Origin of the sequence: Nonomuraea sp. MTCD27 (genome assembly GCF_041950495.1) — a bacterium.
GTDB lineage: Bacteria > Actinomycetota > Actinomycetes > Streptosporangiales > Streptosporangiaceae > Nonomuraea.
Genome location: NZ_JBGNUW010000006.1, coordinates 526746 through 551489, shown reverse-complemented (window position 1 = coordinate 551489; position 24744 = coordinate 526746). Strand labels below are relative to the sequence as shown.

The window sequence follows — 24744 nt, the reverse complement described above, 5'->3', positions numbered from 1 at the left end:
CTGACACGACACGCCGTAGCGCGGCAGTCACATTCCGGTACATCCCGTTACATGGTGATATGCCACAACATCGGGCGCGATCTGGACGCACCTGCACCGATGCCCGGACCTGCTTAAATCGCAAGCTTAGTGGTGCCGCCCGGAAGTCTCTCGGGGGTTGACGGACTGAGACTGATCGTGCTTCAGAGTCAGGTGTCGATGGTGGCGACGTAGAGGTCGCAGACCAGGTCCAGGGCGTCTTATGGGGTGCCGGTGAACCAGGGGGTGGCCTCGTAGCGGTCGGGGTCGCTCGGCCGGATCAGCCCGGCATCCGACGCTGATGGGGTCATGCGGGCGGTCATGATCGTGTTCGATTTCTGATCGTTTTGCGTCGATCTGCGCGCTGTGAGCTCCAGGCCGACCCGACGGCGACGAGCACGACGATGCTGATCATGGCCAGTGACACTGTCGCGGACTTCCGCCCGGGGAGTTCCATCGTGTTCCGGAAGATCTCGCCGGCACCATGGAAGGCGAAAGCGGTCGCGCCACAGCCGAAGACGAGCCCGGCGACACCGACGACAGCGGTGACGGCCTTGCCGACGTCCGCCGGCAGGAACCGCGCGAGGCTGGCGCACAGCAAGCCGACGACAACGACATCGGCAACGGCTGCGATCATTACGGTGACGCTGAGCACGGCGTTGTCCCCGTAGCGCTCGAAGTACTCCCACGTTCCGCCGGCATCAGGGAGTCCGGCGATACCGAGCGCCGTCATGACCGCCATCGCCAACGTGAACACCAACGCGGCAACACCTACGGGCGACCACTTCTTCGACCGGGTCGGCAGGATCTTGGTGTCGCGCCGCACGTGGACTGTGGTTGCCGGCTGCTCACCTGCAATACTCCCTGCCATGGCCAGTGCTTCGTCCGCCGTCGGCCTGCGGCCCGGGTCCTTGTCCAGTAGCCGGGTGATGAGCTGCGTGAGCGGCCCGGTTCGCCGCGGCGCCGGGGCCTCCTCCAGTAGTACTGCGGCCAACGTCGCTTCCTGGGTATCGCGGCGGAACGGTGAGACGCCCTCGACGGCCTGGTAAAGGGTCACGCCGAGGGAGAACAGATCCCCGGCGGGGAGGCCGTCGGCGCCGCGCAGCCGCTCGGGCGCTGTGTACTCGGCCGAGCCGATGAGCATCCCGGTGGCGGTCAGTGCGGTGTCAGTAGTGTGGATCGCGGTCCCGAAGTCGGTGAGCAGGACCTTCCCGTTCTCGGCGAGCATGACGTTGGCGGGTTTGATGTCGCGGTGCACGACACCTTCCCGGTGTGCTGCGCCGATCGCCGTCAGCAGCGCCGCGGCCACTTCGATGGCCCTGCCCATCGGAAGCGGTCCGTGCTTCTGCATGTGCTCGCTCAGCGAGCAGCCATCGACTAGTTCCATGACGATCCAAGGAAGGCCGTCGTCGATGACGACGTCGTGGATCGCGACGATGCCGTCATGCTTGCGTAACCGGGCGGCATTGCGGGCCTCGCGCGTGGCGCGCGCCAGCCGCTCGGCTCGTTCGGTTTCCGGCATCCCCGTCGGCAGCTGCAGTTCCTTGATCGCAACGTCCACGTCGAGGGTCTCGTCGCGGGCCCGCCAGACTCGCCCGAAGCCACCGGACCCCAGTTCGGCGGCAAGCTGGTAGCGCCCGCCGACCACGTCACCGGCCAGCCTCGAAGTCATGCCCCGTCTCCTGCCATCGTGCTTGGCACAAACAGTTGATCAGGGTACAGCCGCCGTCATCGGTGCATGCCCCTTTTGCTTCTCGGCGAACTCGCCTTCAACGTAGGCGAACTGGCCGTGGTAGCGAACGTGGACCGTGACCAGTTGCGGCCAGCGCTCCTTGGCGTGCAGACGTGTCGGGCGTGCACACACCGGCACGCGCCGGGCAATGTCGGCGGGCCACTCGCCCAAGATCGACCAGAGAAAGACCTCGGTGCCCCGCTGTCGCGCTCGCTTGATCACGCTGTCCGCCTCCGAACGGCGGCGGCTCAAGAAGATCGCCTACTCCCACACCGCTGCCTACCAGCTCGTGGTCCGGGTCCGGATCGTGCTGGATGCCGCGCACGGCTACTCCAACAACCAGATCGCCCAGCGTCGTGGGGTGACGGTGGACACCGTACGGTTATGGCGGGGACGCTACCGCAGCCAGGAGGGCATCAAGAGCCTGACCGATCGGCCCCGCTCCGGCCTGCCACCCACCTTCAGCACTCTTCAGCGCGCCGAGGTCAAGGCATTGGCCTGCCAGCTGCCGGCCGAGACCGGCGCGCCGCTGTCGCGCTGGAGCTGCCCCGAACTGGCGCGCGAGGCCGTCACCCGCAGACTAGTGGCCCGTCCCTGAACGTTGACCCGGTAATTGATCTCGGACGGTGAAGCCGTCAGGCTGGCTGCCTCTGCAACCTGGGAGGTAGTCGTGGCTCGTCCACCGGATGTGTTCGTCCGGCCCTTGACGATGGAGGAAGGCCGGAAGATCCAGCGCATCACCCGGACCGCCAAGGACCCGGTCAAGCTGCGCCGGGCGATCGTGGTGATGATGTCAGGTCAGGGCCAGAGCGTCCCGGACATCACCTCGTTGATGCAGGTCAGCGACGATTACGTGCGCGATGTCATCCACGCCTTCAACGAGCGGGGGTTCGACGCGCTGGACCCAAAATGGAGCGGGGGCCGGCCCGCGGCGATCAGTGAGCAGACGCGTGAGCACATCTGCCTGATCGCCCGGACGGTCCCCGCCGAGTGGGGTATCACCGGCCACTCCACCTGGAGTCTGCGCACCCTGGCCGAACACCTCATCGCCCGCGGTGTGGTGGTCGCGGTCAGTCGCGAGCACCTGCGGCGGATCCTGCGCAAGGGCGGGGTCAGCTGGCAGACCACCACGACCTGGAAGGCGTCCAACGACCCTCACTTCATCGCCAAGATGCGCCGGGTGCTGGAGTTATACGATGACCCGCCCGCCGACGGGCGGGTCATCTGCGTGGATGAGTTCGGCCCGTTGAACCTGATGCCCCGCAAGGGCAAACGGTGGCGGCCGGCCGGAAGCCCGGCCCGGCTGCGGGCCACCTACCACCGCTACCACGGCGTGATGCACATGATCGCCGCACTCGATCTGGCTACCGGCAAGCTGTACTACCGCATCCGCAAGCGCAAGCGGTGGCGCGAGTTCTTGTCCTTCCTGAAGACCCTGCGTCAGCGGTGGCCCGGCGAGAAGCTGTATATGATCATGGATAACTACTCGCCGCACAAGCATCCGCAGGTCCGCGCCTGGGCCGCCGAGCACGACGTCGAGCTGGTGTTCCTGCCCACCTACGGCTCGTGGCTGAACTGGATCGAGTCCGAGTTCGCCGCGCTGCGCTACTACGCCCTCAACGGCACCGATCACCGCACCCACGATGAGCAGAACGCGGCGATCGGCGGCTACGTCCGCTGGCGCAACGCCCGTGCGAAACCGAAGACCAGCTTCGCCGCCAGCTCACCCATCCGAAGCTGGACCAGTTACCCGGCCAAGGTTGCGTGACGGACCACTAGCAGCAACGATCTCGGCCTCCACCGTGCGCCGGATCCTGGCCGAGGACACGCTCAAACCCTGGCAGCACCAATCGTGGATCTTCATCCGAGACCCGGCCTTCGCCGCCAAGGCCACCCGCGTGCTCGACTTATACGCGCGCCGGTGGGACGCCGCTCGGCGACGACGAGTACGTCCTCAGCGCCGATGAGAAGACCTCCATCCAGGCCCGCTGCCGCTGCCACCCCACCCTGCCACCCGGCAGCTCGCGAATGATGCGCATCAACCACGACTACGACCGCGGCGGCGCTCTGGCCTACCTGGCCGCCTATGACGTCCACCGCGCCCACGTGTTCGGCCGTTGCTCGCCCAAGACCGGCATCGTCCCGTTCATGGATCTGGCCGAGCAGATCATGACCCAAGAGCCTTACGCCTCGGCCAAGCGAGTGTTCTGGATCGTCGACAACGGCTCCTCCCACCGCGGCAAGACCGCCGCCGACCGGCTGACCGAACGCTTCCCCAACGCGGTCATGGTGCACACCCCCGTGCACGCCTCGTAGGTGAACCAAGTGGAGATCTTCTTCTCCATCGTGCAGCGCAAGGTTGTCTCACCCAACGACTTCACCGGCCTTGACCAGGTCGAAGACCGGCTCATCGCCTTCGAGCGTCGTTACAACGAGACCGCCCGGCCCTTCAGATGGAAGTTCACCCCGGCCGACCTCGCGGACCTACTGGCCCGGATCGAGCGACACGAACAGAAGGAACGCAACTCCCAGCAGCACGATGACTGCGACCATCAACCTGCCGTACTCGACGCAGCCGCGTAACCCCCGAAGGATTTACGGAGACGACCACTTGGGACTGTAAAACTAACGGCGGATCTGATGATCAAGGGAGACACACTTGATGTCCGAGACTGCCGTGGAGTCGCTGTCCATGAACGAAGTGCCTGCCGACCCGGACCGCTCGATGACGGACGAGCAGCTGATCTCGATGCTGGTGGGTCGAGCCCGCAGCGAGGGTCTGCAGCTGACCGGCGAGGGCGGCCTGCTGCAGCAGCTGACCAAGCGGGTACTGGAATCGGCGCTGGAAGGCGAGATCACCGATCACCTCGGCTACGACCGGCACGACCCGGCCGGGAAGAACAGCGGCAACAGCCGCAACGGCAGCCGCACCAAGACCGTGGTGACCGACGTCGGCCCGGTGGAGGTGCGGGTCCCACGCGATGTGGCCGGCACCTTCGAACCCCAGCTGGTGCGCAAGCGGCAGCGCCGGCTGTCCGGAGTGGATGAGATGGTCTTGTCGCTGTCGGCCAAGGGCCTCACGCACGGCGAGATCTGCGCGCATCTGGCCGAGGTGTATGGCGCCCAGGTCTCCAAGCAGACCATCTCCACCATCACCGACAAGGTCATGGACGGCATGGCCGAATGGCAGAACCGGCCGCTCGATCGCGTGTACCCAGTCCTGTTCGTGGACGCGATCAACGTCAAAATCAGGGACGGTCACGTCGCCAACCGGCCCATCTACCTGGTCATGGCCGTCACCGTCGAAGGCCACCGCGACATCCTCGGCATCTGGGCCGGCGACGGCGGCGAGGGCGCCAAGCACTGGCTGGCGGTGCTGACCGAGTTGAAGAACCGCGGCGTGGACGATGTTCTCATGCTGGTCTGCGACGGGCTCAAGGGCCTGCCGCAGGCGGTGGAGGCGGTCTGGCCGCGCACCATCGTCCAGACCTGCGTGATCCACCGTGGCCGCCAAGAATCAACATGCTGGTTTTCCTGGGTCGGGATGCTCGTGTGGTGTGTCGGTCGAGGCGAGGAGGTCGGCGGCCGAGGCGTAGCGGTGGTCGGCGGGGGTGATGGCGGTGCCGTGGTTGTTGAGGATGGGCAGGACGTCGTTGATCGCGTTCCACAGGGTGCTGCGGCTGATGTTGAACAGTTCGGCGAGGGTGTCGAGGGTGCAGACGCGGCGCTGGTAGAGGATCGTGGCGAGGATCCGATCGCCGTCAGTGATCTTTTGCCGGAACACTCCGCCTCGGGTGCCGGGGCGGCGGTTGCCTCCGCGTTTGCGGTGGCGGCGCTGTTCGATCGCGGCGGCGTAGGGCACGATCAGTTTCTCGAGCATGGCGTCCAGCGCCTTTCGGCTCATGCCGGTCAGGTTCGGGTCGGTCAATGCATGACGGGTCGGGCTTGCCGGAACGTGCGAGGCCGGGTCGGTGCCGGTGTTCCAGGCGCGTAGGTCGTCTGCTCGGGTGAAGTAGCGGACGACGGCCGGGGTGATGCTGATCTTCTGTTCGTCCAGGAGTTGCCGGGTGGCTTTGATCGCCTGGCCGATCGTGACGGGGTTGATCCCGAGCAGGTCACACAGCACTTTCTGCGGGCAGACCTGCCGCAGATAGATGACGGTGATCAGGATCTCGTCTGAGCTGGAGAGCAGTGCTCGGCTGCGGTCGGTGGTGGCGACCCGGCGGCCGCCGCGCAGTACGAAACGGCGTTGCTCGGCCCGGGCCTCCTGGGCCGGGGCGAGCCGGGCGCGTAGCGCGTCGAGTTCGTCGCTGTTCATGCCGGTCAGGCGAGGGTTGGCGAGCAATTGCATGGTCTGTGCTCGGGCCGCGGCTCGCTGGTCGGCACGCAGCGGGACGGCCTGCCCGCCTTTCGGGGCAATGCTGTAGTTCCAGGCGCCGCGTTCGCAATGGGCGGTGATGGGCAGAGCCTGGAGCTGGTCGCGGCTGACCGAGACCCCGGTCGGATAGGAATCGGGATCCAAAGCGGCCTCGACCCTCAGCCCGGCCGAGGTCGTGGTCGCCGCGATCGTGTTGAGGACGACTTGATGGCTGGTCAACGGCCGTCCCCGCCAGTTCATCGTGATATGCGAGAACAACCGGTGCTCGATCTTGTTCCATTTCGAGGTGCCCGGCGGGAAATGGCAGACCATGACCATCAGTCCGGTCTCGGCGGCGAACGCGGCCAATTCGGCTTTCCAGAGCCGGTAGCGGTAGCTGTTCGAACCGCCCGCATCCGCGGTGATCAGCAGCCGAGACGCGCTTGGATAGTCGGCTTGGCCACGCGCCTGCCACCAGCGGCGGATCGAGGCGACCGCGAAAGCCGCGGTGTCGTGGTCGACTCCGACGTTCACCCAGCCCGTGTTGGCAGTCATGTCGTAGATCCCATAGGGCACCACCGTCTCGACGTTCGGGCCGGCCCAGAAGCTGTGGTCCTCGACCTGCACCGGCTCGCCGTGAGGCCGCCATTCCCGCCCGCCCATCGACAGCAGTCCCAGCTGCTCCTTCTTCTTCGCATCCACGCTGATCACCGGCTCGCCCGCCGCCTGATGCTCCTTGACCTGCACGTTGATGTATCGGAACTGCGCGTCCCGATCAGGATGCTGATCGCCTTCCAGGGTTTTGGCGGTGCCTTGCAGGCTGAACCCGTTCGCCTTCAACAGCCGGCTCACAGTCGGTGCGGCAACCCGATGCCCCTGCCGGGACAACTCCGCGGCCAGATGCCGGAGCGATTTCGTCGTCCATCGCAGCGGTGATTCGGGATCCCCGCGCTCGTCCGGCTCGACCAGCCCCATCAACGCTGGAAGCAGAAGGGGATCAACAGCCTCGGCCCGCAGCCTGCCACCTCCCACGCGCCGAATCCGCCCATCGGGCAGCGGATCAATCCCGGACTCGAGCTCGAACACGCCCTTGCGGACAGTGGTCTCGCTGACCCCGGTCACCTGCGCGACTAACCGAACACCCCCATGACCCAGCAGTCGGGCCTCGGTCGCTAACGCCAGACGCCGTTGACGCTCGTTCAAATGCGGCAGCAACACCGCGAACCGCGCCGCGAGCTGATCGCGGACCTCGCCTGGGATGGCCATACCACGCCATCGAACCGGAAACCGAGAAGCACCGTGTTGTTTCATTACAACCACACCTGCTGCGCAACTCCTTCCGGTACGCCGCCCGCCAGGACTGGGACAAGATCGCACGTGCGCTCAAGCCCGTCTACACCGCCCCGACCGAGGAAGCGGCGCTGGAGCGGTTCTACGAGTTCTCCGAGCTCTGGGGGCGCAAATACCCGGCCGTCGTGCGGCTGTGGGAGACCAGCTGGGCGGAGTTCGTGCCCTTCCTGGCCTTCGACGTCGAGATCCGCCAGGTCATCTGCTCCACCAACGCCATCGAGAGCGTCAACGCCCGCATCCGTAAGGCAGTCCGCGCCCGCGGCCACTTCCCGAACGAGAGCGCGGCCCTGAAGTGTGTATTCATGGCGCTGATGAGCCTGGATCCCACGGGCAAGGGCCGCAAGCGATGGACCATGCGCTGGAAGGCACCCTTGAACGCCTTCCAGATCGCCTTCGAAGGCCGCCTCACCCCGGCCAACCTCTGAACACTTCAACACCCAAGATCAGCCGTTAAGTTGACACTCCCGACCACTTAGCTGGGGGATGGTTGGGCCGATGTCGAGCCGGGGGTTGGGCGAGTGTCGGCTCTCAAGTTGGTTGGTGCGTGGGCAGGCGTTGGGCAGCGGGTATCGGGTCGAGGTCGGGCGAGTGTGGGGTTGAGGTTGGAGCGGTATCGGGCCGGGGTTGGGCGGGTGCCGGGTCGAGGTTGGAGCGGGTCGTCGGGTCGAGGTTGGGCGGGTGTTGGGGTCAAGGTTGGGTGGGTGTGCGGGTGGGGTGTTGTGTGGCGGTAGGGGGTTGGCAGGCTTGGCGCGGGGGAGGTCAGCTGGGGGTTTCCGCGTGGAGGAGCAGCCGTTTGAGGAGGCTGTCCAGGAGGGCCTGGTCTTCGGGGGGCAGGGCGTTGACGACGGAGGCCTCCGCCTCGGCGCGGATCGTCATCGCGTCCGTCCAAAGGTCGTGACCCTTCGGGGTGAGTTCGATGTCAACCCGGCGCCGGTCTTCCGTGCTGCGCACCCGCCGCACCAGTTCTGACCGCTCCAGCGTGTCCAGCCGGCCCGTCATCCCGGCCGGCGAGAGCAGCAGGTCCGCGGCGAGTTCGGACGGTGTGGCGGATCCGCCGCGCGCCACCAGGCGGTGCAGCGTCTCGAACTCGAAGTCCTGCATCCCCACCTCCGCCAGCGCTGCCTCCTTGGTGTGGGCCACGTGCTTCACCAGGAACTGCAGGCGGGTCACGATCGCCTCCACCCGCTCGTCGAAGGGCGCCTTGCCGCGCCAGCGGGCCAGGTGGCGATCGACGGAGTCGTCCATGGCCGGGATCATATGCCAGCGAGTATTTCGTTGACGAAACATTAGCTGGCGAAATATTGTCTCGAGGCATGACGTACCGGCTTCTGATTGGACGATGCCTGTCGGCTCTGGCCACGGCGCTCATCCCGACGACCCTGACCCTGGCGGTGTTACGGGCCACCGGCGACGGTGGGGCGGTCGGGATCGTGCTGGCGAGTGAGCTGGTTCCGATGCTGCTGCTCCTGCCTGTTGGTGGTGTGCTGGCCGATCGGTTCAGGCCCGAGCGGGTCGTGCTGCTCGCGGACCTGACCCGGTGCGTGTCGCAGGCCGCCATCGCCGTTGAACTGCTCCTGGGGCTGAATCGCCTGCTCGACCTGGCGTTGTTGTCGGCTCTGGCGGGGGTGGCCATCGCGTTCGGGAGCCCGGCCGTTCCGCGGCTGGTGGTGGCGGTGGTGCCCGGTCCGGACAGGTTGCGGATGAACGCGCGCATCGGCGTGGTGACGAGCCTGTCGTCCGTGGCCGCCCCCGCGATCGCCGGTACGATCACCGTCACCGCCGGGCCCGGCTGGGCGGCGGGGGTGACGGCGGTGCTGTTCGCGTGCTCGGCGGTGACCCTTGGAGGGATCCGTACGGCAGGAGCGGCCCGCGCGGAGCGGGCTGCGGGCCATCGCCAGGCGCGAGGGGGTAAGGCTGTCGCGGGTCTGCGAGGGCCTGTCAGGGGACGGGCGGTTTCGGCGTTCGGGCGGGACCTCGCCGACGGGTGGCGGGAGGTCAGGGTACGGCCCTGGTTCCTGGCCTGTGTGCTCGGGCACGGGGTGTGGCACTTCATGGCCGGGTTGTTCCTGACGCTCGGGCCGGTGACCGCCGTGCAGGGGCTGGGGGGCGAGGCGAGCTGGATGGCGATCGTGCAGAGCGGGACCGTGGGGATGGTTCTGGGGGTGTTCGCCGCTCCCCGGTTGCCGATCCGGCGGCCGCTGGTCGTGGTGCAGGTCGGTGCCGCGTGCTATCTGCTGCCCATGATGGCTCTGGCCGGGCCGTCGCCTGTCGTGGTGCTGGCCGGAGCGTATTTCGTGGCGATGTTCGGGCTGGGGGTGCTCAGCCCGCTGTGGGAGACGGTGGTGGCCGAGGAGATCCCGGAAGGTGCTCTGGGGCGGGTGCGGTCGTTCGATCAGCTCATCTCGTTCGCGGCGCGGCCGCTCGGGCTGGCGGTGGCGGCGCCGCTGGCCGGGGTGACCGGGGTGGCGGCGATGGCGCTGGTGGGTGGGGTGCTGGTCGCGGCCGCCAACCTGGCCGCGATCGCCTGGTCGAGGCCGCCGGCGACGGCCGGACCGCGATCACCGGTGCCGAGCCTGAGGGATTGAGGACGACACGCCTCGGGAGTGGGAGACAGGGGGCCGGGTGGACATTGCGGGAGCGGGAGGGGTTGGGGTGCGGGTCGCCGTGCCGTAGTGGGGAGGGGTAAGGGCTCGGGGTGCCGTAGTGGGGGAGGTGGAGGCGCCGGGCCCGGGTGGGGTGCGGGGGGAGTAAAGCGGGCCCAACGAGTGCGGGCGGGTCAGGTGCGGGCGGCCTCGCGTACCACGCCGTCGCTGATCTCCAGCACCCGATCCGCCAGCGTCATCAGGCTCGGGTCGTGCGTCGCCACCAGCGCCGTGACCCCCTCACTCCGTACGAGCGCCCGCAGCAACTCCATGATCTGCCGCCCCGTCTGCGAATCCAGCTGCCCCGTGGGCTCGTCCGCCACCAGCAACCGGGGCCGGTTGGCCAGGGACCGGGCGATGGCCACCCGCTGCCGCTGCCCCCCGGACAGCTCGTACGGCCGCTGGTTGACGTGCTGTTCCAGCCCCACGAGGGCCAGCAGCATCCGTACGCGGGCCTCCCGCTCCTCCACCGGCATCCGCAGCAGCCGCATCGGCACCCCCACGTTCTCCGCCGCCGACAGCACGGGGATCAGCCCGAACGACTGGAACACGAACCCCACCACGTCCCGGCGCAGCGCCAGCAGCTCGTCCTCGGACATGGCCGTGACCTCGTGCCCGTCCACCACGACCCGCCCGGCGTCCGATTTGTCCAGGCCGCCGATCTGGTTGAGCAGGGTCGTCTTCCCCGACCCCGACCGCCCCCGGACCGCCACCAGTTCCCCGGGGAACACCGAGAACGACACGTCCCGCAGCGCCACGACCTCCTTGGGCCCGGTCCGGTAGACCTTGCGCAGCCCTTCCACCACGACCAGGGGCGAATCAGTCACTTGAGGGCTCCTCTCGGGCGGGCCACACGCCGATGTGGTCGGATTCGAGCTCGAGGCGCACCCGGCGCTCCATCTCGAGGGCGTTCATGAAGTCGCGGGGCAGCTGCAGCCGCCCCACCCGGTCGAGCACGGCGTACTCCTCGGCGATGATCTGCCCCTCCGCGTCCTCGCGCCGCAGCGTCTCGCTGCTGGTACGCCCGTCGCGGATGCCCACCGTTCGGTCCACCTGCTCCGACACCAGCGGGTCGTGCGTCACGATGACCACGGTCACCCCCAGCTCCCTGTTGGCCTTGCGCAGCGCGTCGAACACCTGCTCCGACGTCTCGCTGTCCAGCTCGCCGGTGGGTTCGTCGGCCAGGATGAGCTGCGGCGAGTTGGCGAGGGCGACGGCGATGGCCACGCGCTGCTGCTCGCCGCCGGACATCTCGGGAGGCTTGCGGCCGGCGCAGGAGGCGACGCCGAGCAGCTCCAGCAGCTGGTCGGCCCGTTCCCGTCGCTGCCTCGCGGTGCCGGTCCCGGACGAACGACCGCCGCCCGCCAGCTTCATCGGCAACTCGACGTTCTCCCGGCCCGTCAGGTACGGCAGCAGGTTCCTGGCCGTCTGCTGCCAGACGAAGCCCACCACCGACCGCCGGTACCGCAGCCGGTCGCGCGCGCTCATCGACAGCAGGTCCATGCCCGCCACCCGGGCCACGCCCGCAGTCGGAACGTCCAGCCCGGACAGCACGTTGAGCAGCGTCGACTTGCCCGACCCCGACGCCCCGACGATGGCCACCAGCTCGCCCTCGTCGATCACCAGGTCCAGCCCCTGCAGGGCGACGACCTCGACTCCTTCGGTCTTGTAGATGCGTACGAGGTTGTCGCACACGATGTGCGCGTCACCGCCGAACGCGGCCTTCTTCCGCGTGGCCTTGGCTTCCAGCTCTGACAGGGTCGGGTTCATGTGAGGTCCCCCACTCGAAGGACGGCGCCGAGGCTGCTGCGGCGGCTGATGGCGGTGTGCGCGTACGCACCGAGCACGGCCACGGCGGCCAGCCCGGCCGCCAGCGCGCTCGGCAGGAACAGGTCGAGCGAGTAGTCGCCGACCGGCAGGTCACCGGCGTACGACGACAGGTCCACGCCGGGCCCGAGCGCGGCCGGCAGGCCGAGGCCCAGGCCGAGCCCGACCAGCGCGGTGACGAGGATCATGGGCAGGATCTCCAGCACGGTCAGCCGTTGCGCCTGCCGCTCCGACAGGCCCAGCGTACGCAGGAACGACACCGCCCTGGCCCGCTCGGCGGCCCCGATGACCAGCGACAGCACCACGGCGATCAGCGCGTACGCCGCCAGCGCCCCCGTCACCACGGCCAGCGTCCACCGGACCGTGCTGGTCAGCGGATCGTCCTGGATGGCCCGCAGGGCCGCCTCCTGGGAGGTGACGGTGGCCGACGGGACCAGCCGCTCCAGCGCGGCGAGCGAGGCGTCCCCCTCGATCAGCAGGGTGTTCGGGGCGAGACGGAGTTGCACGCTCGGGGGCACGACCATGAACTTGCCCTTGGCGTAGAAGCCGGGCACCGACTCGATCAGCCCGCGCGTGGCCAGCTTGAGCCGGGACTGCCAGCCGATCTCCAGCGTGCCCCGCCCCCGCAGCTCGGGCGAGACGAGCGCGCCGCCGTCGGACAGCGCGGGCAGGCCGACGGGGGCGTCACCCAGGATCCGGCGCCACTGGGCCACGTCCACGGCGATGGCCTCCGCCCGCTCCGCGCCGTACCCGACTTGCACCCGGCCCGTCTGCGCGAGCACCACCTGCTGCACCCCGGCGAGCCCGCGGATCCGCTCGATCGCGGCGGGCGGGATCTCGACCTCCGAGGTGATCCTGATCGGCGCCCCCACCTGCTGCCAGGACGCCAGCCGCTGCGTGCCCGCGATCCCGTCGGACACGACCGCCGCGAACACCGACACGCCCAGCGCGGGCAGCAGGATCAGCACCGGCAGCACGCTGGCGGAGCGCGCCCTGGCCGCCCTGGTCAGCCCCAGGAACGGCACGGCCGCCCGGCCGCGCGAGGTCAGCCGGACGAGCAGCCGCAGCGGGTACGGGTAGCAGCGCAACGTGATCAGCGCCGCCGCGACCGTCAAGGCGATCGGCACCACCAGCAGGAACGGATCCTGCCCCGCCGAGGTGCTCAGCCCCCGGGCCCGCAGCAGGTACGCCCCCGCCAGCGCGAGCACCACGACCAGCACCTCCAGCGTGACCCGCCGGGCGGAGGGCCGGGCGGCGGCCACGTCGTCGCGCCGCTCGTGCAGCGGCCGGCGGTGGACGAGGGCCGGCCGCACGGCGGCGAACCCGACGGCGACGACCACCACGATCACCGGCCCGGCGTGCACGATCGGCAGCACGGGCCCGGGCACGAGGTACGACAGCGCGTACCCGGCCAGCGCCCCCGGCGCCACGGCCAGCCCGGTCAGCGCCGCCGCCGTGCCCGCCACCTGCCGCAGCGACCCGCCGCGCGCCCGCGTCAGCGACAGCGTGTGGTCCAGCTTGTCGGCCAGGAGCTGCACGGCCAGCACGATCACGCCGAGCGCCACCGCCAGCAGCCCGCCGAGCACCAGGTACATCACGGTCTGGGCGGTGAACAGCTCGGCCAGGAAGTCGTGGAGCAGCTCGGGCAGCCCGGTCTCGACGTGGTACCGGCTGGCGGAGCCCGCGGACTGCAGCGCCACGACCCGGTCGAACTCGGTCACCGCCGCCTGGAGGGCGGGCGCGGCCAGCGCGCCGGCCGCCTTCCCGTCGAGGGGCAGGACCCAGCGATAGGTCAGGTGGCGGCCCTCGCCGCTGAGCTCGGTCAGCCCGGCGTCGGACATCAGCGTGGTGATGTGCTTCACATGGTCCTGGCCGCCGGGTGGCTGCTGCTCGATGACGTGCAGGACGTCGGCGTTGTGAGACCAGTAGCGGTCGCCGGGGTCCTTGGCCCGGAAGACCCCGACGATCTTCACCGCGGCGTAGTCGTTCTCGCCGACGATCGTCGTCTGGCCCAGCCGCAGGTCCATCTCGCCCAGGGCCTCCTCGACGATCCCGACCTCGAAGACGGGGATCGTCTCGCCCTCGTGGCGCATCGTGGCGGGCGCGCCGGGCGCCCGTCCCCGGACCCAGTCCACGCGCCGGTCGGCGTCGGAGAGCCAGCCCAGGTTGATGAAGGCCCCGCCGCTGGTGCCGGCGATCGGCGTGAGCGTGGTCTTGGCGCTCATGTGGCCGGTGGCCCGTGTCAGCGGGCGCAGGTCCGGGGGCAGGATCTCGCGCCAGAGGCGCTCGCGGGAGTCGAACTGGCCGCGTTCGCGCAGGTCCTCCTCGCGCGAGCCGGACGCCACGGCCACGGTCAGGTCGGCCTGCATGGCGGGGGCGGCGGTCAGCGAGCGGCGCAGCGCCTCGTCGTACGACGCCTGCGTGGCCCTGGGCAGGCCCGCGACCAGCAGGCAGGCGCTCAACGTCAGCACGAAGAGCACGGCCACCGTGCCCAGGTGCACCCGGGCGAGCAGCCAGGTCCTCACTGTTCCTCCCGAAGGCCGAGCCCTTGCCTGCGCAGGTTGCGTGCCAGCCCGGCGACGATCGCGAACAGCACCCCGGCCACCAGCGCCAGCATCGCGCCGGTGACCGCCCACGGAATGTCCAGCACCACGTCCGGCGTGACGGCGGCGGCCTGGCCGGTCAGCACGATGTGCGGCACCACCAGCACGCCGACGACCACGGCCAGCCCGGTGCCCGCCGCCAGCGACAGCCCGATGACGAACGCCTGCTCCATGGCCAGCATCCCGAACACCTGCCTGGAGCTGACCCCGAGCGCCCGCAGGATCGCGAACTCGGCCATCCGCTCCCGCGCCGCGACGGCCGCGTTGACCAGGAATCCGAGCACCGCGAACACCAGCGCCGCCAGGAACCCCAGCATCAGCGCTCCCTGCAGCCCGCTGGCCAGCGGGTCGTCCCGCAGCGTGGCGGCCAGCTGCTGCTGGTCGAGCGCGGTGACGTCCCATTCGGGGTGGTCCTTGAGTGCCGCGGCGGCGGTCGAGGCGTTCCCTGCCGCCAGCCACCACTCCGTGGCCGGCCTGGGCGGTTGCGCGGCGGCCAGCTCGTACGCCTGCATCGTCCCCCAGTCGGCGAGCACGGCCTTCTGGCCGGCCGCGGTGGTCGGCATCGTGTCCACCACCCCGACCACCTTGACCGGCAGCACCCTGCGGTCGATGCTGGCCCGCCCGACCTGCCCGACGCCCAGCTTGAGCGAGGCGGCCAGGTCGGCGGTCAGCACCACGGGCATCGGCCCCGGCTCGGGGCCCCGGACGAAGGGGGCCGCCGTCGAGCGGGTCACGCTCATCGTGAGGGCGGGCACCGCCACGTCCTGGCCGTCGGCGCTCAGACCGGTCACCTCCAGGTTCGCGGTGCCCTCCGGCGCGCCCGCGACCAGGCCGCGCAGCGACAGCGGGTACGTGATCGTGCCGCTCCGCCCGGCCAGCGCGCGCAGGTCCACCTCGACCCGGTTCTCGCCCCGCTTGAGCACGCCGAGCGACACGTCGCGCCAGACACCGAGCGCGTCGGACACCACCAGCCGCAGCGACATCTCCGCGCTCGCCTCGGCGCGCAGGGTCAGCGTGGCCGGCCGTCCCGGCAGGTCCAGCCTGCCCGCCTGGTCGCCTGCCAGCGCTCTGGCCAGCTCCCCGACCGGCTGCGCCGACAGGTCGGGACGCAGGTGGAACAGCTCCCCCAGCTTGGCCGCGTCGAGCGCGAGCAGCAGCGCGCTCTCGCCGCTGACCTCGGTCTGCCCGCGGAATCCGGGGGAGGCGGCGGTGACGCCGGGCAGGGCGGTGAACGCCGTGCCGCGCCCGAGCGCCCCCAGCTCCGGCCCGTCCGGCGGCCCCGACAGCCGCAGGTCGGCGCCGGCCTGGTGGCGGGCCTGGTCGAGCTGCGAGGAACGCCAGGTGGCCGCGGTGGCCAGGGACACGATGCCGATCGCGATCGCCATGGTGAGCAGCAGCGCCGGCCCGGCGTACTTGAGCGGCCGCCGGCTCACCTGCCACGCCCCGAGCGCGGGCGCGAGCGTGGGCCGGCCGGAGGTCAGCCGCTCGGCCAGCCTCGAGATGCGCGGCACCAGCCGCAGCCCCAGCATGCCGCCGGTGAGCAGGGCCAAAGCGGGCCCGGAGATGATGAGCGGGTCGATGCCCAGCCCGCCCGCCGCCGTCGCGGTCACGGGCGCGCCGTAGCGCTGGAGCTGCCAGATGGCCAGCCCGGCCACGACCAGCAGCGCCAGGTCGGCGCCCGCCCGCTCGATCAACCCCCGGCCGCCGCCGCGCCCGCGCGCCGACTGCTCCTCCACGTACGTACGCCGCGCGCCCGCCAGCGCCGGCAGCACCAGCAGCACGGCGGCGGCCAGCGCCACCCCGAACGACACGAGGTACGTGCCCACGTCCGCCTCGGGCGCCAGCCGCACCCCGGAGGACCTGATCCACGGCAGCAGGTTGACCAGCGCGAGCAGCGGCGGCCCCAGGAACGGCGCCACGATCGCGCACGGGAGCGCCACGAGCAGCGCCTCCCCGCCCGCCAGCGCCGCCAGCCGCACCGTGCCCGCGCCACGGGAGCGCAGCAGCGCCACCTCCATCCGCCGGTGGTCGGCCAGCAGCCGCGCGGTGAGCATCAGCGCGTACGCGGCCAGCAGCAGGAGCTGCAGCACCGGGATCAGCATGGTCGAGCGTGCCACCAGCGAGGCGGTGTCGAGCTGGGTGAGCATCTCGGGCAGGTGGCCGGCGGCCACGCAGCTCGGGCAGCCGCCCGCCTGCAACCGCTCCCCGATCCCGGCGATCGCCCCGGCCAGCGGCCGCAGCTGCTCGGGCGTGAGGGCGCGCAGGTCGGGCACGGCGGTCCAGGTCGCGTTGACGCTGGTCGCGAAGCGCGCGACGAACGTCTCGCGCGCCACCATGAGCGGCCCGTACGTGGTGAACTCGCCGCGCTCGACCCCCCGGCTGAGCAGCTGCTCGCCGGCCCAGCGCTCGCCGAACGGGTCGTTGAGCTGGAAGACGCCGACCACGCGGACCCTGACCGGGCGGGGGTCGAGCCGGCCCCGCGTGGTGAACTCCTGCCCCACCTCGAACCCGGTCGCCGAGGCCGCCGACAGCGAGATCGCCGCCTCGACCGGCTCCTCACCCGGCTCCTCACCCGGCTTCGGCCAGGCGCCGGCGACCAGCCGGGCATGCCGGTCGAGCCCGTCGTAGCTGCCGAACCTGAGCAGTTCGGGCAGCTCGCGGCTCTCCTGGCCGGGCATGGTGTAGGAGTCGGAGCGGAAGCTGGTCGTGACGGCGGGCGGCTCGGTGTAGGCCCGGCCGAGCTCGGCGCGTACGGCCTGGTCGAACTTCGGGAAGGTCTCCGCCGTCACGGGCGCGCTGATGGTGGCCGCGGTCTGCCGGTACGAGGCCGTCTCCATCGTCCTGCGCACACCGGCGTCGGCGATCGAGGAGGCATACATGGTCAGCGCCACCAGCGTGGTGGTGGCCAGCAGGATCGAGCCGAACGCGGCCAGGAGGAGCAGCGGTTCGCTGAACGCCCTCTTGACGACCAACGGCCCCCGCATGTGTCCCCCTTCGCCCGTTTAGTGCACCTTCGAGCACATCTTGGGCGAGGGGCAAGGCGATCTTTGTAACGGTGACGCACCCGATACGGCGGTGTGATATCGAAACCGTGACAAAAGAGCCGCAAAACCCAAAAACGCCGCACCCCCGTGGGAGTGCGGCGTTATCTGTCGCCGGGTTGCTGGGCTCGGCCTACTTGGCGGCCAGCGCCGCGGCCTGCTTGGCGATCGCGGACTTGCGGTTGGCGGCCTGGTTCTTGTGGATGACGCCCTTGCTCACGGCCTTGTCGAGCTGACGGGCGGCAACCCGCTGCAGCGCCACGGCCTGCTCGGCGTTGCCCTGCTCGGCGGCCTCGCGGAACTTCCGGACGGCCGTCTTCAGAGAGGACTTGACCGCCTTGTTGCGCAGGCGAGCCTTCTCGTTCTGCTTGTTGCGCTTGATCTGGGACTTGATGTTCGCCACGAAGAAGCCTCGGTGAAAGTCTGGTGATGGATGGGGCGCGCGGGCTCGAGAGAGGGCGCGCCACACGCAGTTACCCAGGGTACCAATAACTCAGGCGGCTGCTCAAATCAACGCCATAGTGTCATGTACTCGTGCCAATCCTCTTCCGTGGCCGCGAAGTCCACGTAGAGGGCGAGGCCGAAGAGCTCGCGCCGGCTGCCGTGGCCGGTCAGGGCCAGCCGGGCGCCCTCCGCCGCCATCGCCACGCTCTCGGCGTTGTCGAGCCAGGGTACGCCGTGGTCGTGGTAGGCGGGTGCGCCGATGTACAGCGCCTTGGAGGCGGGGACAAGGTCGAGGGCGAGGCTCGCCTGGCGGGCCACGTAGCCGCCGTAGAGGGACTGCGTGGGGGTGTAGGAGTCGTACGTCATGATCGCGACCTGGTCCACGAGGTCCACGACCTGGCCGAAGTAGCCCTCGGACCAGTACTTGTCGTGGCCGAGGAGGGTCCGGGCGGTGAGGCGCATGCCGGCGTACGGCTCGATCTGCGGGACCGAGGTCGACAGGAGCTTCGTGTGCTGCCTGGTCCGGTCGAGGAGGTCGAGGAACTCGGTGTCGCCGTCGCCGATGGGCTCGAAGTTGTAGTGGATGCCGTCGTAGCCCTGCTTCATGATGGCGGCCACGCCGGCCAGGACGTTCTCGCGGGATCTGGGGTCATCCAGGTCGAGGCCGTTCTTGACGGCCTGGCCGAGCCAGGCGGAGACGCGGATGGCGGGGAGCTGCTTACGCATCCATTGGATGAAATTTCCGGCGTTGGGATATTTGGCGGGATCTAAGCGGCCGTCCCACTCAAAAGGGCCCGAATGGACGTACACATCCTTGACGCCCGTGGCGCGGAGGCGTACCGCCAGCTGCTCGACGTCGCGCTCCGTGCGGCGGCCGTCAACCCAGGCGTGGCCCAGCCAGAGGGCGTCGTTACCGGTGCTCTTCGCCCAGGCTGCCGGGGCACCGGTAAACTGGAGGCGGAGCGCCGCGGCGAGGAGGCCGACCAGCGCGACCACGATGACCAAGGCAAGCGCGAGCAGGCGCAGGCCGCGGCGAATGACGGTTCGGGCAATCACCCGGGCATGTCACCATGAAAGACTGCTTGACCTCAACCCTGTCGAAACGGACTTCGGTGCGCACTCAGCCTGGCCAGACCGACCCCGCGTTGATCCGCAACTTCTGCATCATCGCGCACATCGACCATGGCAAGTCGACCCTTGCCGACCGGATGCTGCAGATCACCGGCGTGGTCGACGACCGTTCCATGCGTGCCCAATATCTCGACAGGATGGACATCGAGCGCGAGCGGGGCATCACGATCAAGTCGCAGGCCGTGCGGCTGCCGTGGGACGGCCACGTGCTCAACATGATCGACACTCCCGGGCACGTCGACTTCACCTACGAGGTGTCCCGGTCGCTGCAGGCGTGCGAGGGCGCGATCCTGCTGGTCGACGCGGCCCAGGGCATCGAGGCGCAGACCCTGGCCAACCTCTACCTCGCCATGAACGCCGACCTGCACATCATCCCCGTCCTCAACAAGATCGACCTGCCGGCGGCGCAGCCGGAGAAGTTCGCCGAGGAGCTGGCGGGCCTGATCGGCTGCGACCCCTCCGACGTGCTCAAGGTGTCGGGCAAGACCGGCGAGGGCGTGCGCGAGCTGCTCGACCACGTGGTCGCGACCGTGCCCGCGCCGGTCGGGAACGCCGACAAGGCCGCCCGGGCACTGATCTTCGACTCCGTCTACGACACCTACCGCGGCGTGGTGACGTACGTCCGGGTCATCGACGGCCACCTGGGCAAGCGCGAGCGCATCCTGATGATGTCCACCAACGCCACCCACGAGACGCTGGAGATCGGCGTCATCTCCCCGGAGCCCAAGCCGGCCGCGCTGGGCCTGGGCGTGGGCGAGGTGGGCTACCTGATCACCGGCGTGAAGGACGTGCGGCAGTCGCGGGTCGGTGACACCGTCACCTCGTCGGTCAAGCCCGCCACGGACATGCTGGCCGGCTACGAGCACCCGAAGCCGATGGTGTTCTCCGGCCTCTATCCGATCGACGGCGACGAATATCCCGAGCTGCGCGAGGCGCTCGACAAGCTCCAGCTCAACGACGCCGCGCTGGTCTACGAGCCGGAGACCTCGGCGGCGCTCGGGTTCGGGTTCCGGGTCGGCTTCCTCGGGCTGCTGCACATGGAGATCGTGCGCGAGCGGCTGGAGCGCGAGTTCGGGCTGTCGCTGATCTCCACGGCCCCCAACGTGGTCTACCGCGTGGTCATGGAGGACGGCAAGGAGCTCACGGTCACCAACCCGTCGGAGTTCCCCACGGGGGGCAAGATCGCGCAGGTCTTCGAGCCGGTCACCAAGTCCACGATCCTGGCGCCGGCCGAGTTCATCGGCGCGATCATGGAGATCTGCCAGGGGCGGCGCGGCCAGCTCCTCGGCATGGACTACCTGTCGGAGGACCGCGTCGAGATCCGCTACACGCTGCCGCTCGGCGAGATCATCTTCGACTTCTTCGACCAGCTCAAGTCGCGCACGCGGGGGTACGCCTCGCTCGACTACGAGCCGGCCGGCGAGCAGGAGGCCGAGCTGGTGAAGGTCGACATCCTGCTGCAGGGCGAGCCGGTCGACGCCTTCAGCGCCATCGTGCACAAGGACAAGGCCTACGGCTACGGCGTCGACATGGCGAAGAAGCTGCGCGAGCTGATCCCGAGGCAGCAGTTCGAGGTGCCGATCCAGGCCGCCATCGGCGCCCGGGTCATCGCCCGCGAGAACATCCGGGCCATCCGCAAGGACGTGCTGGCCAAGTGCTACGGCGGCGACATCTCCCGTAAGCGCAAGCTGCTGGAGAAGCAGAAGGAAGGCAAGAAGCGGATGAAGATGGTCGGCCGGGTCGAGGTGCCGCAGGAGGCCTTCGTCGCCGCGCTGTCCACCGACTCCGGCGCCGTCGACAAGGCCAAGAAGTAGCCGCCGCTACAGGTTGAGGACCGCCGGCGTCCGCGCGAGCGAGCGCCAGCGGCCCTTCGGGTCGTCGACCAGGCGGCGGGCGTCGAGGTCCATCAGGCCGCCGACGCCCGTCAGCTCGGCGGCCAGCTCGCCGTCCGGCCTCCTGAACTCCTGCCGGACCCGATACGTCTTCCCCTCGCCCCACTCGAACGCGCACGTCACCTCCACCTCGTCGCCGCCGCGCAGCTCGCGGTGGTAGCGGATGGTGTTCTCCAGGGTGACGGGGCCGAGGCCGGTGCCGCGCAGGTCGTCGACGTCGATGCCGGCCGCGCGCAGGCACTCCCAGCGGGCGTGGTCGCCGTACTGGTGGTAGACGGCGCTGTTGACGTGGCCCTGCGTGTCGAGCTCGTAGCCGCGTACGGCGATGCGTACCGAGAAGGTCATGTCCGTTCCTCCAGCCAGGTGTGCGATTTGGCGGTGAGGTAGCGCAGGCCGTCGTCGCCGATCTCCACCCACTCGCCGCGGGCCCATCCGCCCGTCGTCTGCGGGGCGAACCCGTGCCGCTGGAACAGCGCCGACGCCTCCTTCTGGGTGAGGCCGCGCCGCCCCCAGTCCTGGATGACCCGCGCCGTCCGCTCGTCCTCGCCCGCCTCCTGCTCGTCGCCCAGCGCGGCGGCCAGCTCTTCCAGCCCGCGCGCGATGAGGCGCAACGAGGACTGAATCTTTGGGACGTCCATCTCATCGCCCATCGATCGGTAGCGATTGCCTTCCGATCGTAGCGACTACCCTGAAAGCATGGAAGTGGTGCAGACGGCGCGAATGGTCCTATCTCGGGTCACGGCCGACGACTTGGACGCGGTGCACGAGATTCATTCCGACCCGCGCACGAGCGTGTACCATCCCAGCGGCCCCGTGACCGACCTGGAGTCGAGCCGCGCCATGCTCGAACTGTGGATCGACGACTGGACCGAGCGGGGGATCGGCTACTGGGCCGCACGGCCTCTGGGGCAGCCGCGCGTGCTCGGCTTCGGCGGGCTGCGGCGCGCGATCGTGGACGGGGACGAGGTGCTGAACCTGTACTACCGATTCCGGCCCTCGGCATGGGGGCACGGGTACGCGGTGGAGCTGGTCCAGGCCGCCCTCCGGATCGGCAGGGAGCTGGGGACGGTCGTGGCGGTGATCCGGGACATCAACGAGCCGTCGCGCAGGGTGGCCGAGCGGGCCGGGATGCGGAGGGATCGTACGATCCCGTACGGCGGGGTGCCGAGCGACGTGTACGTGGCCTGAGCTCCCGTCACCCTCCCTCGCCTCCCTTACCTCGGCCTGCCCGCCCGCCACAGGTAACCCACCAGCACCACCGCGCTCACCGCTGCCTGCGCCGCCAGGAACGGCCCTGGGGAGGCGGGCTGGGAGGCCAGCGCCATGGCGGTCGGGAGGCATCCGAGCAGGGCCAGGTCCGGCCCGGTGGCCGCCCAGAAGACCGGCCCGGTCGGGATGGAGCCGCCCGGGGTGTCGATGACCGGCATCGAATGGTCGACCGGGGCACGCCTGGCCATCCGCAGGGCACCGGCGGCCAGCGCGGGCGCGGCCAGCGGCCCGAACAACCACCACGCCATGGGAAAGCCGGCTGCCGCGTCGTCGGCCAGGGCCGTCCCTGACAGGTCGTGGACGACGGCCGGGACGTGGGCCAGGGCCGCTCCCGAGGACGGGTCGTGGGCCATGGCCAGGCCCGCCAGTGCCATGGCCGCCCACGTCGCGCTGAGCAGCGTCGGCAGCACCGCCCGGGCCGCCAGCGCCGGGCGGTGGCCCACCCCGATGAGCCGGGCCAGGGCCGGGTTGTCCGCGTCCCGGCGCGCCCCGGACGTGCTCGTCGTCGCCACGGCCAGCCCGCCCGCCAGCACGGCCACGCCGAGCACCGCCGGGGAGGCGCCCGCCTGGGCCAGGACCAAGGGCAGCGCGGCGGTCGCGGCGATGGCCGCCAGCCGGCCGGGCCTGCGGCCCAGGCGGCGCCAGTCGTGCCAGGCCAGCGCGAACGGCGCCGGCATCGGCGGCCAGCGCCGGGAGCCCAGCTTCCTGGCCCGCCAGTGGTTGTCCTCGGCGATCCAGGTCAGCGCGCCGGGATCGAGGGACACGGTCGCGCTCGCCACGTGTCCGGCCCGGGTCGAGGCGGTCACGAGGGTACGGGTGGGGATCCGGCCGAGCGAGGCCGACGCCTGCCGTACGAGCAGGCCGGCGGCCACGGCGGCAGCGGCCACGGCGGCGGCCAGGGCCGTCAGGGGCGCGCTCGCGGCGACCGCCGGCACCGTACGCAGCTGCCCGCTGACCGCCACCACGGCCAGCACCAGCAGTGCCGCCGTCGCACCGGTCAGCCAGAGCTGCCACGGCTGGGAGACCTGCCCGAGCACGGCCAGCGCCATCCCGCCCACGCTCGCGGACACGCCGAGGGCCAGCGCGCCCAGGACCCGCCACACCAGGTGGTCGGGCGCGCCCAGCACCGCCAGCATCCCCACCCCGAGCAGCACACCCACCGCCACGGCGACCGTGAACAACATCCGTGCCGGCCGGGCGAGCAGCAGCCGCCGATCCAGCGGGGACATCAGCAGCCAGGAAGCGTCGGGGGCGGGCAGCAGCACGGGCCCCGCCGAGCGGGCGACCGCCAGGAAACCGGCGACGGCCAGCGCCAGCAGCGCCACCCCCGCACCCATGCGGGCGGGATCGACCGTCCCGGCCAGCCCGGTGAACACCCCGGACAGGGGCCGGCCCCCCACGGCCACGAACATGGCCAGGCAGAACGCGGTGACGTAGCGGTCGAGCAGGCCGGCGGGGGCACGTCCCTTGGAACGCAGGTAAGCCCGCACGGCCCTTACGCTGCCGGCCGACTCGCTCATACGGCGGCCTCCCAGGCCGAGACGCGGCGGGGCACGCTCACCGGGCCGGAGATCCCACGGAACGCGTACCGGCTGGTCGTGCGGGCCCTTCCCGGCCCCGAGATCCCACGGAACCGGTCCCGGCCGGTCATGCGGAAACCTCTCGACCACGTGACCCGGCGGAACCGGCCGGGACCGGTCATGCGGGCACCCCGGACGGCGAGACCCGGCGGGCGCGGGTGGCCAGGCCCTCGTCGTGCGTGGCCATGACGACGGTGCCGCCCTCAGCGGCGTACTCGTCGAGCAGGTCGGCCAGGCGGGCGCGGAACCCGGCGTCCAGGCCGCGCTCCGGCTCGTCGAGGAGCAGCAGCGTGCTCGGCCTGAGCAGCGCGGAGGCCAGGGACAGGCGCTGGCGCTGGCCGGTGGACAGGTTCAGCGGCGGCGCGTCGGCCCGCTCCACCAGCGCGAACTCCTCCAGCGCCGCGTCCACCGTCATCCGGGCCCTGGTGTGTACGGCCCCCATCAACTCCAGGTGCTCGCGCGCGGTGAGCCCCGGATACCAGGCCGGCTCGTCACCCAGCAGCGCGACCCGGCCCCAGAAGCCGGCGTCGTCGGCCGGCGGCCGCCCGAACACGCGTACCTCGCCGGAGGTGGCGGGCTGGAGCCCGGCCAGGCAGCGCAGCAGCGTGGACTTGCCGGATCCGTTCGGGCCGACCACGGCCACGATCTCGCCCGGCGACACGGTCAGCTCCATGCCCTTGAGTACGGGATTGCCCCCGAGTTCGACCGTGAGGTCGTCAATGCGAATGATCGAGTCGTACACCGTTCGAGCGTATCCAGCCACAAGCTTGATCGCGTACGCGTCCGCGGCGGCGGGCCCGGGAAGCCCGGCTGCGCAAGGGATTCTGTCGGTGCCACCGTCTACCTTCTGTTCCGAAC

General features: G+C 70.3%; 22 protein-coding genes and 2 pseudogenes. 10 read left to right on the top strand and 14 right to left on the bottom strand.

Translation table 11 applies throughout. From position 1 onward, the window contains the following. Positions 1-337: 337 nt before the first annotated feature. Positions 338-1690, bottom strand: coding sequence for a serine/threonine-protein kinase (locus ACBJ59_RS21460; RefSeq protein WP_375111980.1), 1353 nt, complete (start codon positions 1688-1690; stop codon positions 338-340). 39 nt (positions 1691-1729) lie between these two features. Beyond that, positions 1730-1972: a hypothetical protein gene (locus tag ACBJ59_RS21455; protein ID WP_375111979.1), complete on the bottom strand. Its 243-nt coding sequence runs from the start codon at positions 1970-1972 to the stop codon at positions 1730-1732. Between ACBJ59_RS21455 and ACBJ59_RS21450 the strand changes: the two genes are divergently transcribed. From ACBJ59_RS21450 to ACBJ59_RS21430, 5 genes and pseudogenes are all read left to right on the top strand, one after another. Then, on the top strand, positions 1965-2348 hold the full coding sequence (locus ACBJ59_RS21450; protein WP_375111978.1) for a helix-turn-helix domain-containing protein: 384 nt from the start codon (positions 1965-1967) through the stop codon (positions 2346-2348). The two genes, ACBJ59_RS21455 and ACBJ59_RS21450, sit on opposite strands and share 8 nt — an antisense overlap. Before the next feature lie 15 nt (positions 2349-2363). Beyond that, the gene (locus ACBJ59_RS21445) at positions 2364-3518 is read left to right on the top strand and encodes an IS630 family transposase (RefSeq protein ID WP_375111977.1); all 1155 of its coding nucleotides are present in this window, start codon (positions 2364-2366) and stop codon (positions 3516-3518) included. 260 nt (positions 3519-3778) lie between these two features. Continuing rightward, a complete protein-coding gene (locus tag ACBJ59_RS21440; protein ID WP_375111976.1) occupies positions 3779-4066 on the top strand; it encodes a hypothetical protein in 288 nt (95 codons plus the stop codon). Between the two features lie 9 nt (positions 4067-4075). Next, positions 4076-4333 (top strand): hypothetical protein, encoded by a 258-nt coding sequence (locus ACBJ59_RS21435; RefSeq protein WP_375111975.1) that lies wholly within the window; start codon positions 4076-4078, stop codon positions 4331-4333. 142 nt (positions 4334-4475) lie between these two features. Continuing rightward, positions 4476-5252: pseudogene (locus tag ACBJ59_RS21430) on the top strand (IS256 family transposase); the annotation flags it as partial. Positions 5253-5267: 15 nt separating this feature from the next. Here the strand turns inward: ACBJ59_RS21430 and ACBJ59_RS21425 are convergent. Then, positions 5268-7373, bottom strand: coding sequence for an ISAzo13 family transposase (locus tag ACBJ59_RS21425; protein ID WP_375111974.1), 2106 nt, complete (start codon positions 7371-7373; stop codon positions 5268-5270). Between the two features lie 53 nt (positions 7374-7426). Between ACBJ59_RS21425 and ACBJ59_RS21420 the strand changes: the two are divergent. After that, positions 7427-7882, top strand: a pseudogene (locus ACBJ59_RS21420) (transposase); the annotation flags it as partial. A gap of 334 nt (positions 7883-8216) precedes the next feature. On the opposite strand, the gene ACBJ59_RS21415 reads toward ACBJ59_RS21420, so the two are convergent. Continuing rightward, a complete protein-coding gene (locus ACBJ59_RS21415) occupies positions 8217-8702 on the bottom strand; it encodes a MarR family winged helix-turn-helix transcriptional regulator (protein ID WP_375111973.1) in 486 nt (161 codons plus the stop codon). 68 nt (positions 8703-8770) lie between these two features. Here ACBJ59_RS21415 and ACBJ59_RS21410 point away from each other — a divergent pair, with 68 nt between their 5' ends. After that, on the top strand, positions 8771-10042 hold the full coding sequence (locus ACBJ59_RS21410; protein WP_375111972.1) for an MFS transporter: 1272 nt from the start codon (positions 8771-8773) through the stop codon (positions 10040-10042). 191 nt (positions 10043-10233) lie between these two features. On the opposite strand, the gene ACBJ59_RS21405 is transcribed toward ACBJ59_RS21410, so the two are convergent. The 6 genes from ACBJ59_RS21405 to ACBJ59_RS21380 all read right to left on the bottom strand — a co-directional run bounded on the left by ACBJ59_RS21405 (position 10234) and on the right by ACBJ59_RS21380 (position 18740). Next, positions 10234-10926 (bottom strand): ABC transporter ATP-binding protein, encoded by a 693-nt coding sequence (locus tag ACBJ59_RS21405; RefSeq protein ID WP_375111971.1) that lies wholly within the window; start codon positions 10924-10926, stop codon positions 10234-10236. Further along, the gene (locus tag ACBJ59_RS21400; protein ID WP_375111970.1) at positions 10919-11869 is read right to left on the bottom strand and encodes an ABC transporter ATP-binding protein; all 951 of its coding nucleotides are present in this window, start codon (positions 11867-11869) and stop codon (positions 10919-10921) included. Before ACBJ59_RS21400 ends, ACBJ59_RS21405 begins: the two co-directional genes overlap by 8 nt. Continuing rightward, positions 11866-14451, bottom strand: a complete 2586-nt coding sequence (locus ACBJ59_RS21395; protein WP_375111969.1) for an FtsX-like permease family protein — start codon at positions 14449-14451, stop codon at positions 11866-11868. Before ACBJ59_RS21395 ends, ACBJ59_RS21400 begins: the two co-directional genes overlap by 4 nt. After that, positions 14448-17513 carry an FtsX-like permease family protein gene (locus ACBJ59_RS21390; RefSeq protein ID WP_375111968.1) on the bottom strand — a complete coding sequence of 1022 codons (3066 nt, stop codon included), beginning with the start codon at positions 17511-17513 and terminating at the stop codon, positions 14448-14450. The genes ACBJ59_RS21395 and ACBJ59_RS21390 overlap by 4 nt, the downstream gene beginning before the upstream one ends. A 190-nt stretch (positions 17514-17703) precedes the next feature. After that, positions 17704-17973: a 30S ribosomal protein S20 gene (gene rpsT / locus ACBJ59_RS21385; RefSeq protein WP_375111967.1), complete on the bottom strand. Its 270-nt coding sequence runs from the start codon at positions 17971-17973 to the stop codon at positions 17704-17706. Positions 17974-18080: 107 nt separating this feature from the next. Further along, on the bottom strand, positions 18081-18740 hold the full coding sequence (locus ACBJ59_RS21380) for a hypothetical protein (RefSeq protein WP_375111965.1): 660 nt from the start codon (positions 18738-18740) through the stop codon (positions 18081-18083). 72 nt (positions 18741-18812) lie between these two features. Between ACBJ59_RS21380 and ACBJ59_RS21375 the strand changes: the two genes are divergently transcribed. Further along, positions 18813-19088 carry a hypothetical protein gene (locus ACBJ59_RS21375; RefSeq protein ID WP_375111964.1) on the top strand — a complete coding sequence of 92 codons (276 nt, stop codon included), beginning with the start codon at positions 18813-18815 and terminating at the stop codon, positions 19086-19088. A gap of 38 nt (positions 19089-19126) precedes the next feature. Then, positions 19127-20959: a translation elongation factor 4 gene (gene lepA / locus ACBJ59_RS21370; RefSeq protein ID WP_375111962.1), complete on the top strand. Its 1833-nt coding sequence runs from the start codon at positions 19127-19129 to the stop codon at positions 20957-20959. Between the two features lie 6 nt (positions 20960-20965). Here lepA and ACBJ59_RS21365 read toward each other — a convergent pair whose 3' ends face one another. After that, positions 20966-21382 carry an acyl-CoA thioesterase gene (locus tag ACBJ59_RS21365; protein WP_364123411.1) on the bottom strand — a complete coding sequence of 139 codons (417 nt, stop codon included), beginning with the start codon at positions 21380-21382 and terminating at the stop codon, positions 20966-20968. Then, entirely contained in the window at positions 21379-21675 is a 297-nt protein-coding gene (locus ACBJ59_RS21360; RefSeq protein WP_375111961.1) for a hypothetical protein, read from the bottom strand. The genes ACBJ59_RS21365 and ACBJ59_RS21360 overlap by 4 nt, the downstream gene beginning before the upstream one ends. Positions 21676-21733: 58 nt before the next feature. On the opposite strand from ACBJ59_RS21360, the gene ACBJ59_RS21355 reads away from it, so the two are divergent. After that, on the top strand, positions 21734-22225 hold the full coding sequence (locus tag ACBJ59_RS21355) for a GNAT family N-acetyltransferase (RefSeq protein ID WP_375111960.1): 492 nt from the start codon (positions 21734-21736) through the stop codon (positions 22223-22225). Between the two features lie 26 nt (positions 22226-22251). Here the strand turns inward: ACBJ59_RS21355 and ACBJ59_RS21350 are convergent, their stop codons facing one another. After that, entirely contained in the window at positions 22252-23796 is a 1545-nt protein-coding gene (locus tag ACBJ59_RS21350) for a DUF6297 family protein (protein ID WP_375111959.1), read from the bottom strand. Between the two features lie 208 nt (positions 23797-24004). Then, entirely contained in the window at positions 24005-24628 is a 624-nt protein-coding gene (gene ccmA / locus ACBJ59_RS21345) for a heme ABC exporter ATP-binding protein CcmA (RefSeq protein WP_375111958.1), read from the bottom strand. Between the last annotated feature and the right edge of the window lie 116 nt (positions 24629-24744).

Coding starts and splice junctions, on each gene's coding strand:
- ACBJ59_RS21460 (WP_375111980.1), bottom strand. CDS start 1,690: ATGACTTCGAGGCTGGCCGGTGACGTGGTCGGCGGGCGCTACCAGCTT.
- ACBJ59_RS21440 (WP_375111976.1), top strand. CDS start 3,779: ATGATGCGCATCAACCACGACTACGACCGCGGCGGCGCTCTGGCCTAC.
- ACBJ59_RS21425 (WP_375111974.1), bottom strand. CDS start 7,373: ATGGCCATCCCAGGCGAGGTCCGCGATCAGCTCGCGGCGCGGTTCGCG.
- ACBJ59_RS21415 (WP_375111973.1), bottom strand. CDS start 8,702: ATGGACGACTCCGTCGATCGCCACCTGGCCCGCTGGCGCGGCAAGGCG.
- ACBJ59_RS21410 (WP_375111972.1), top strand. CDS start 8,771: ATGACGTACCGGCTTCTGATTGGACGATGCCTGTCGGCTCTGGCCACG.
- ACBJ59_RS21400 (WP_375111970.1), bottom strand. CDS start 11,869: ATGAACCCGACCCTGTCAGAGCTGGAAGCCAAGGCCACGCGGAAGAAG.
- ACBJ59_RS21390 (WP_375111968.1), bottom strand. CDS start 17,513: ATGCGGGGGCCGTTGGTCGTCAAGAGGGCGTTCAGCGAACCGCTGCTC.
- ACBJ59_RS21380 (WP_375111965.1), bottom strand. CDS start 18,740: ATGCGTAAGCAGCTCCCCGCCATCCGCGTCTCCGCCTGGCTCGGCCAG.
- ACBJ59_RS21375 (WP_375111964.1), top strand. CDS start 18,813: ATGGACGTACACATCCTTGACGCCCGTGGCGCGGAGGCGTACCGCCAG.
- ACBJ59_RS21365 (WP_364123411.1), bottom strand. CDS start 21,382: ATGACCTTCTCGGTACGCATCGCCGTACGCGGCTACGAGCTCGACACG.
- ACBJ59_RS21360 (WP_375111961.1), bottom strand. CDS start 21,675: ATGGACGTCCCAAAGATTCAGTCCTCGTTGCGCCTCATCGCGCGCGGG.
- ACBJ59_RS21355 (WP_375111960.1), top strand. CDS start 21,734: ATGGAAGTGGTGCAGACGGCGCGAATGGTCCTATCTCGGGTCACGGCC.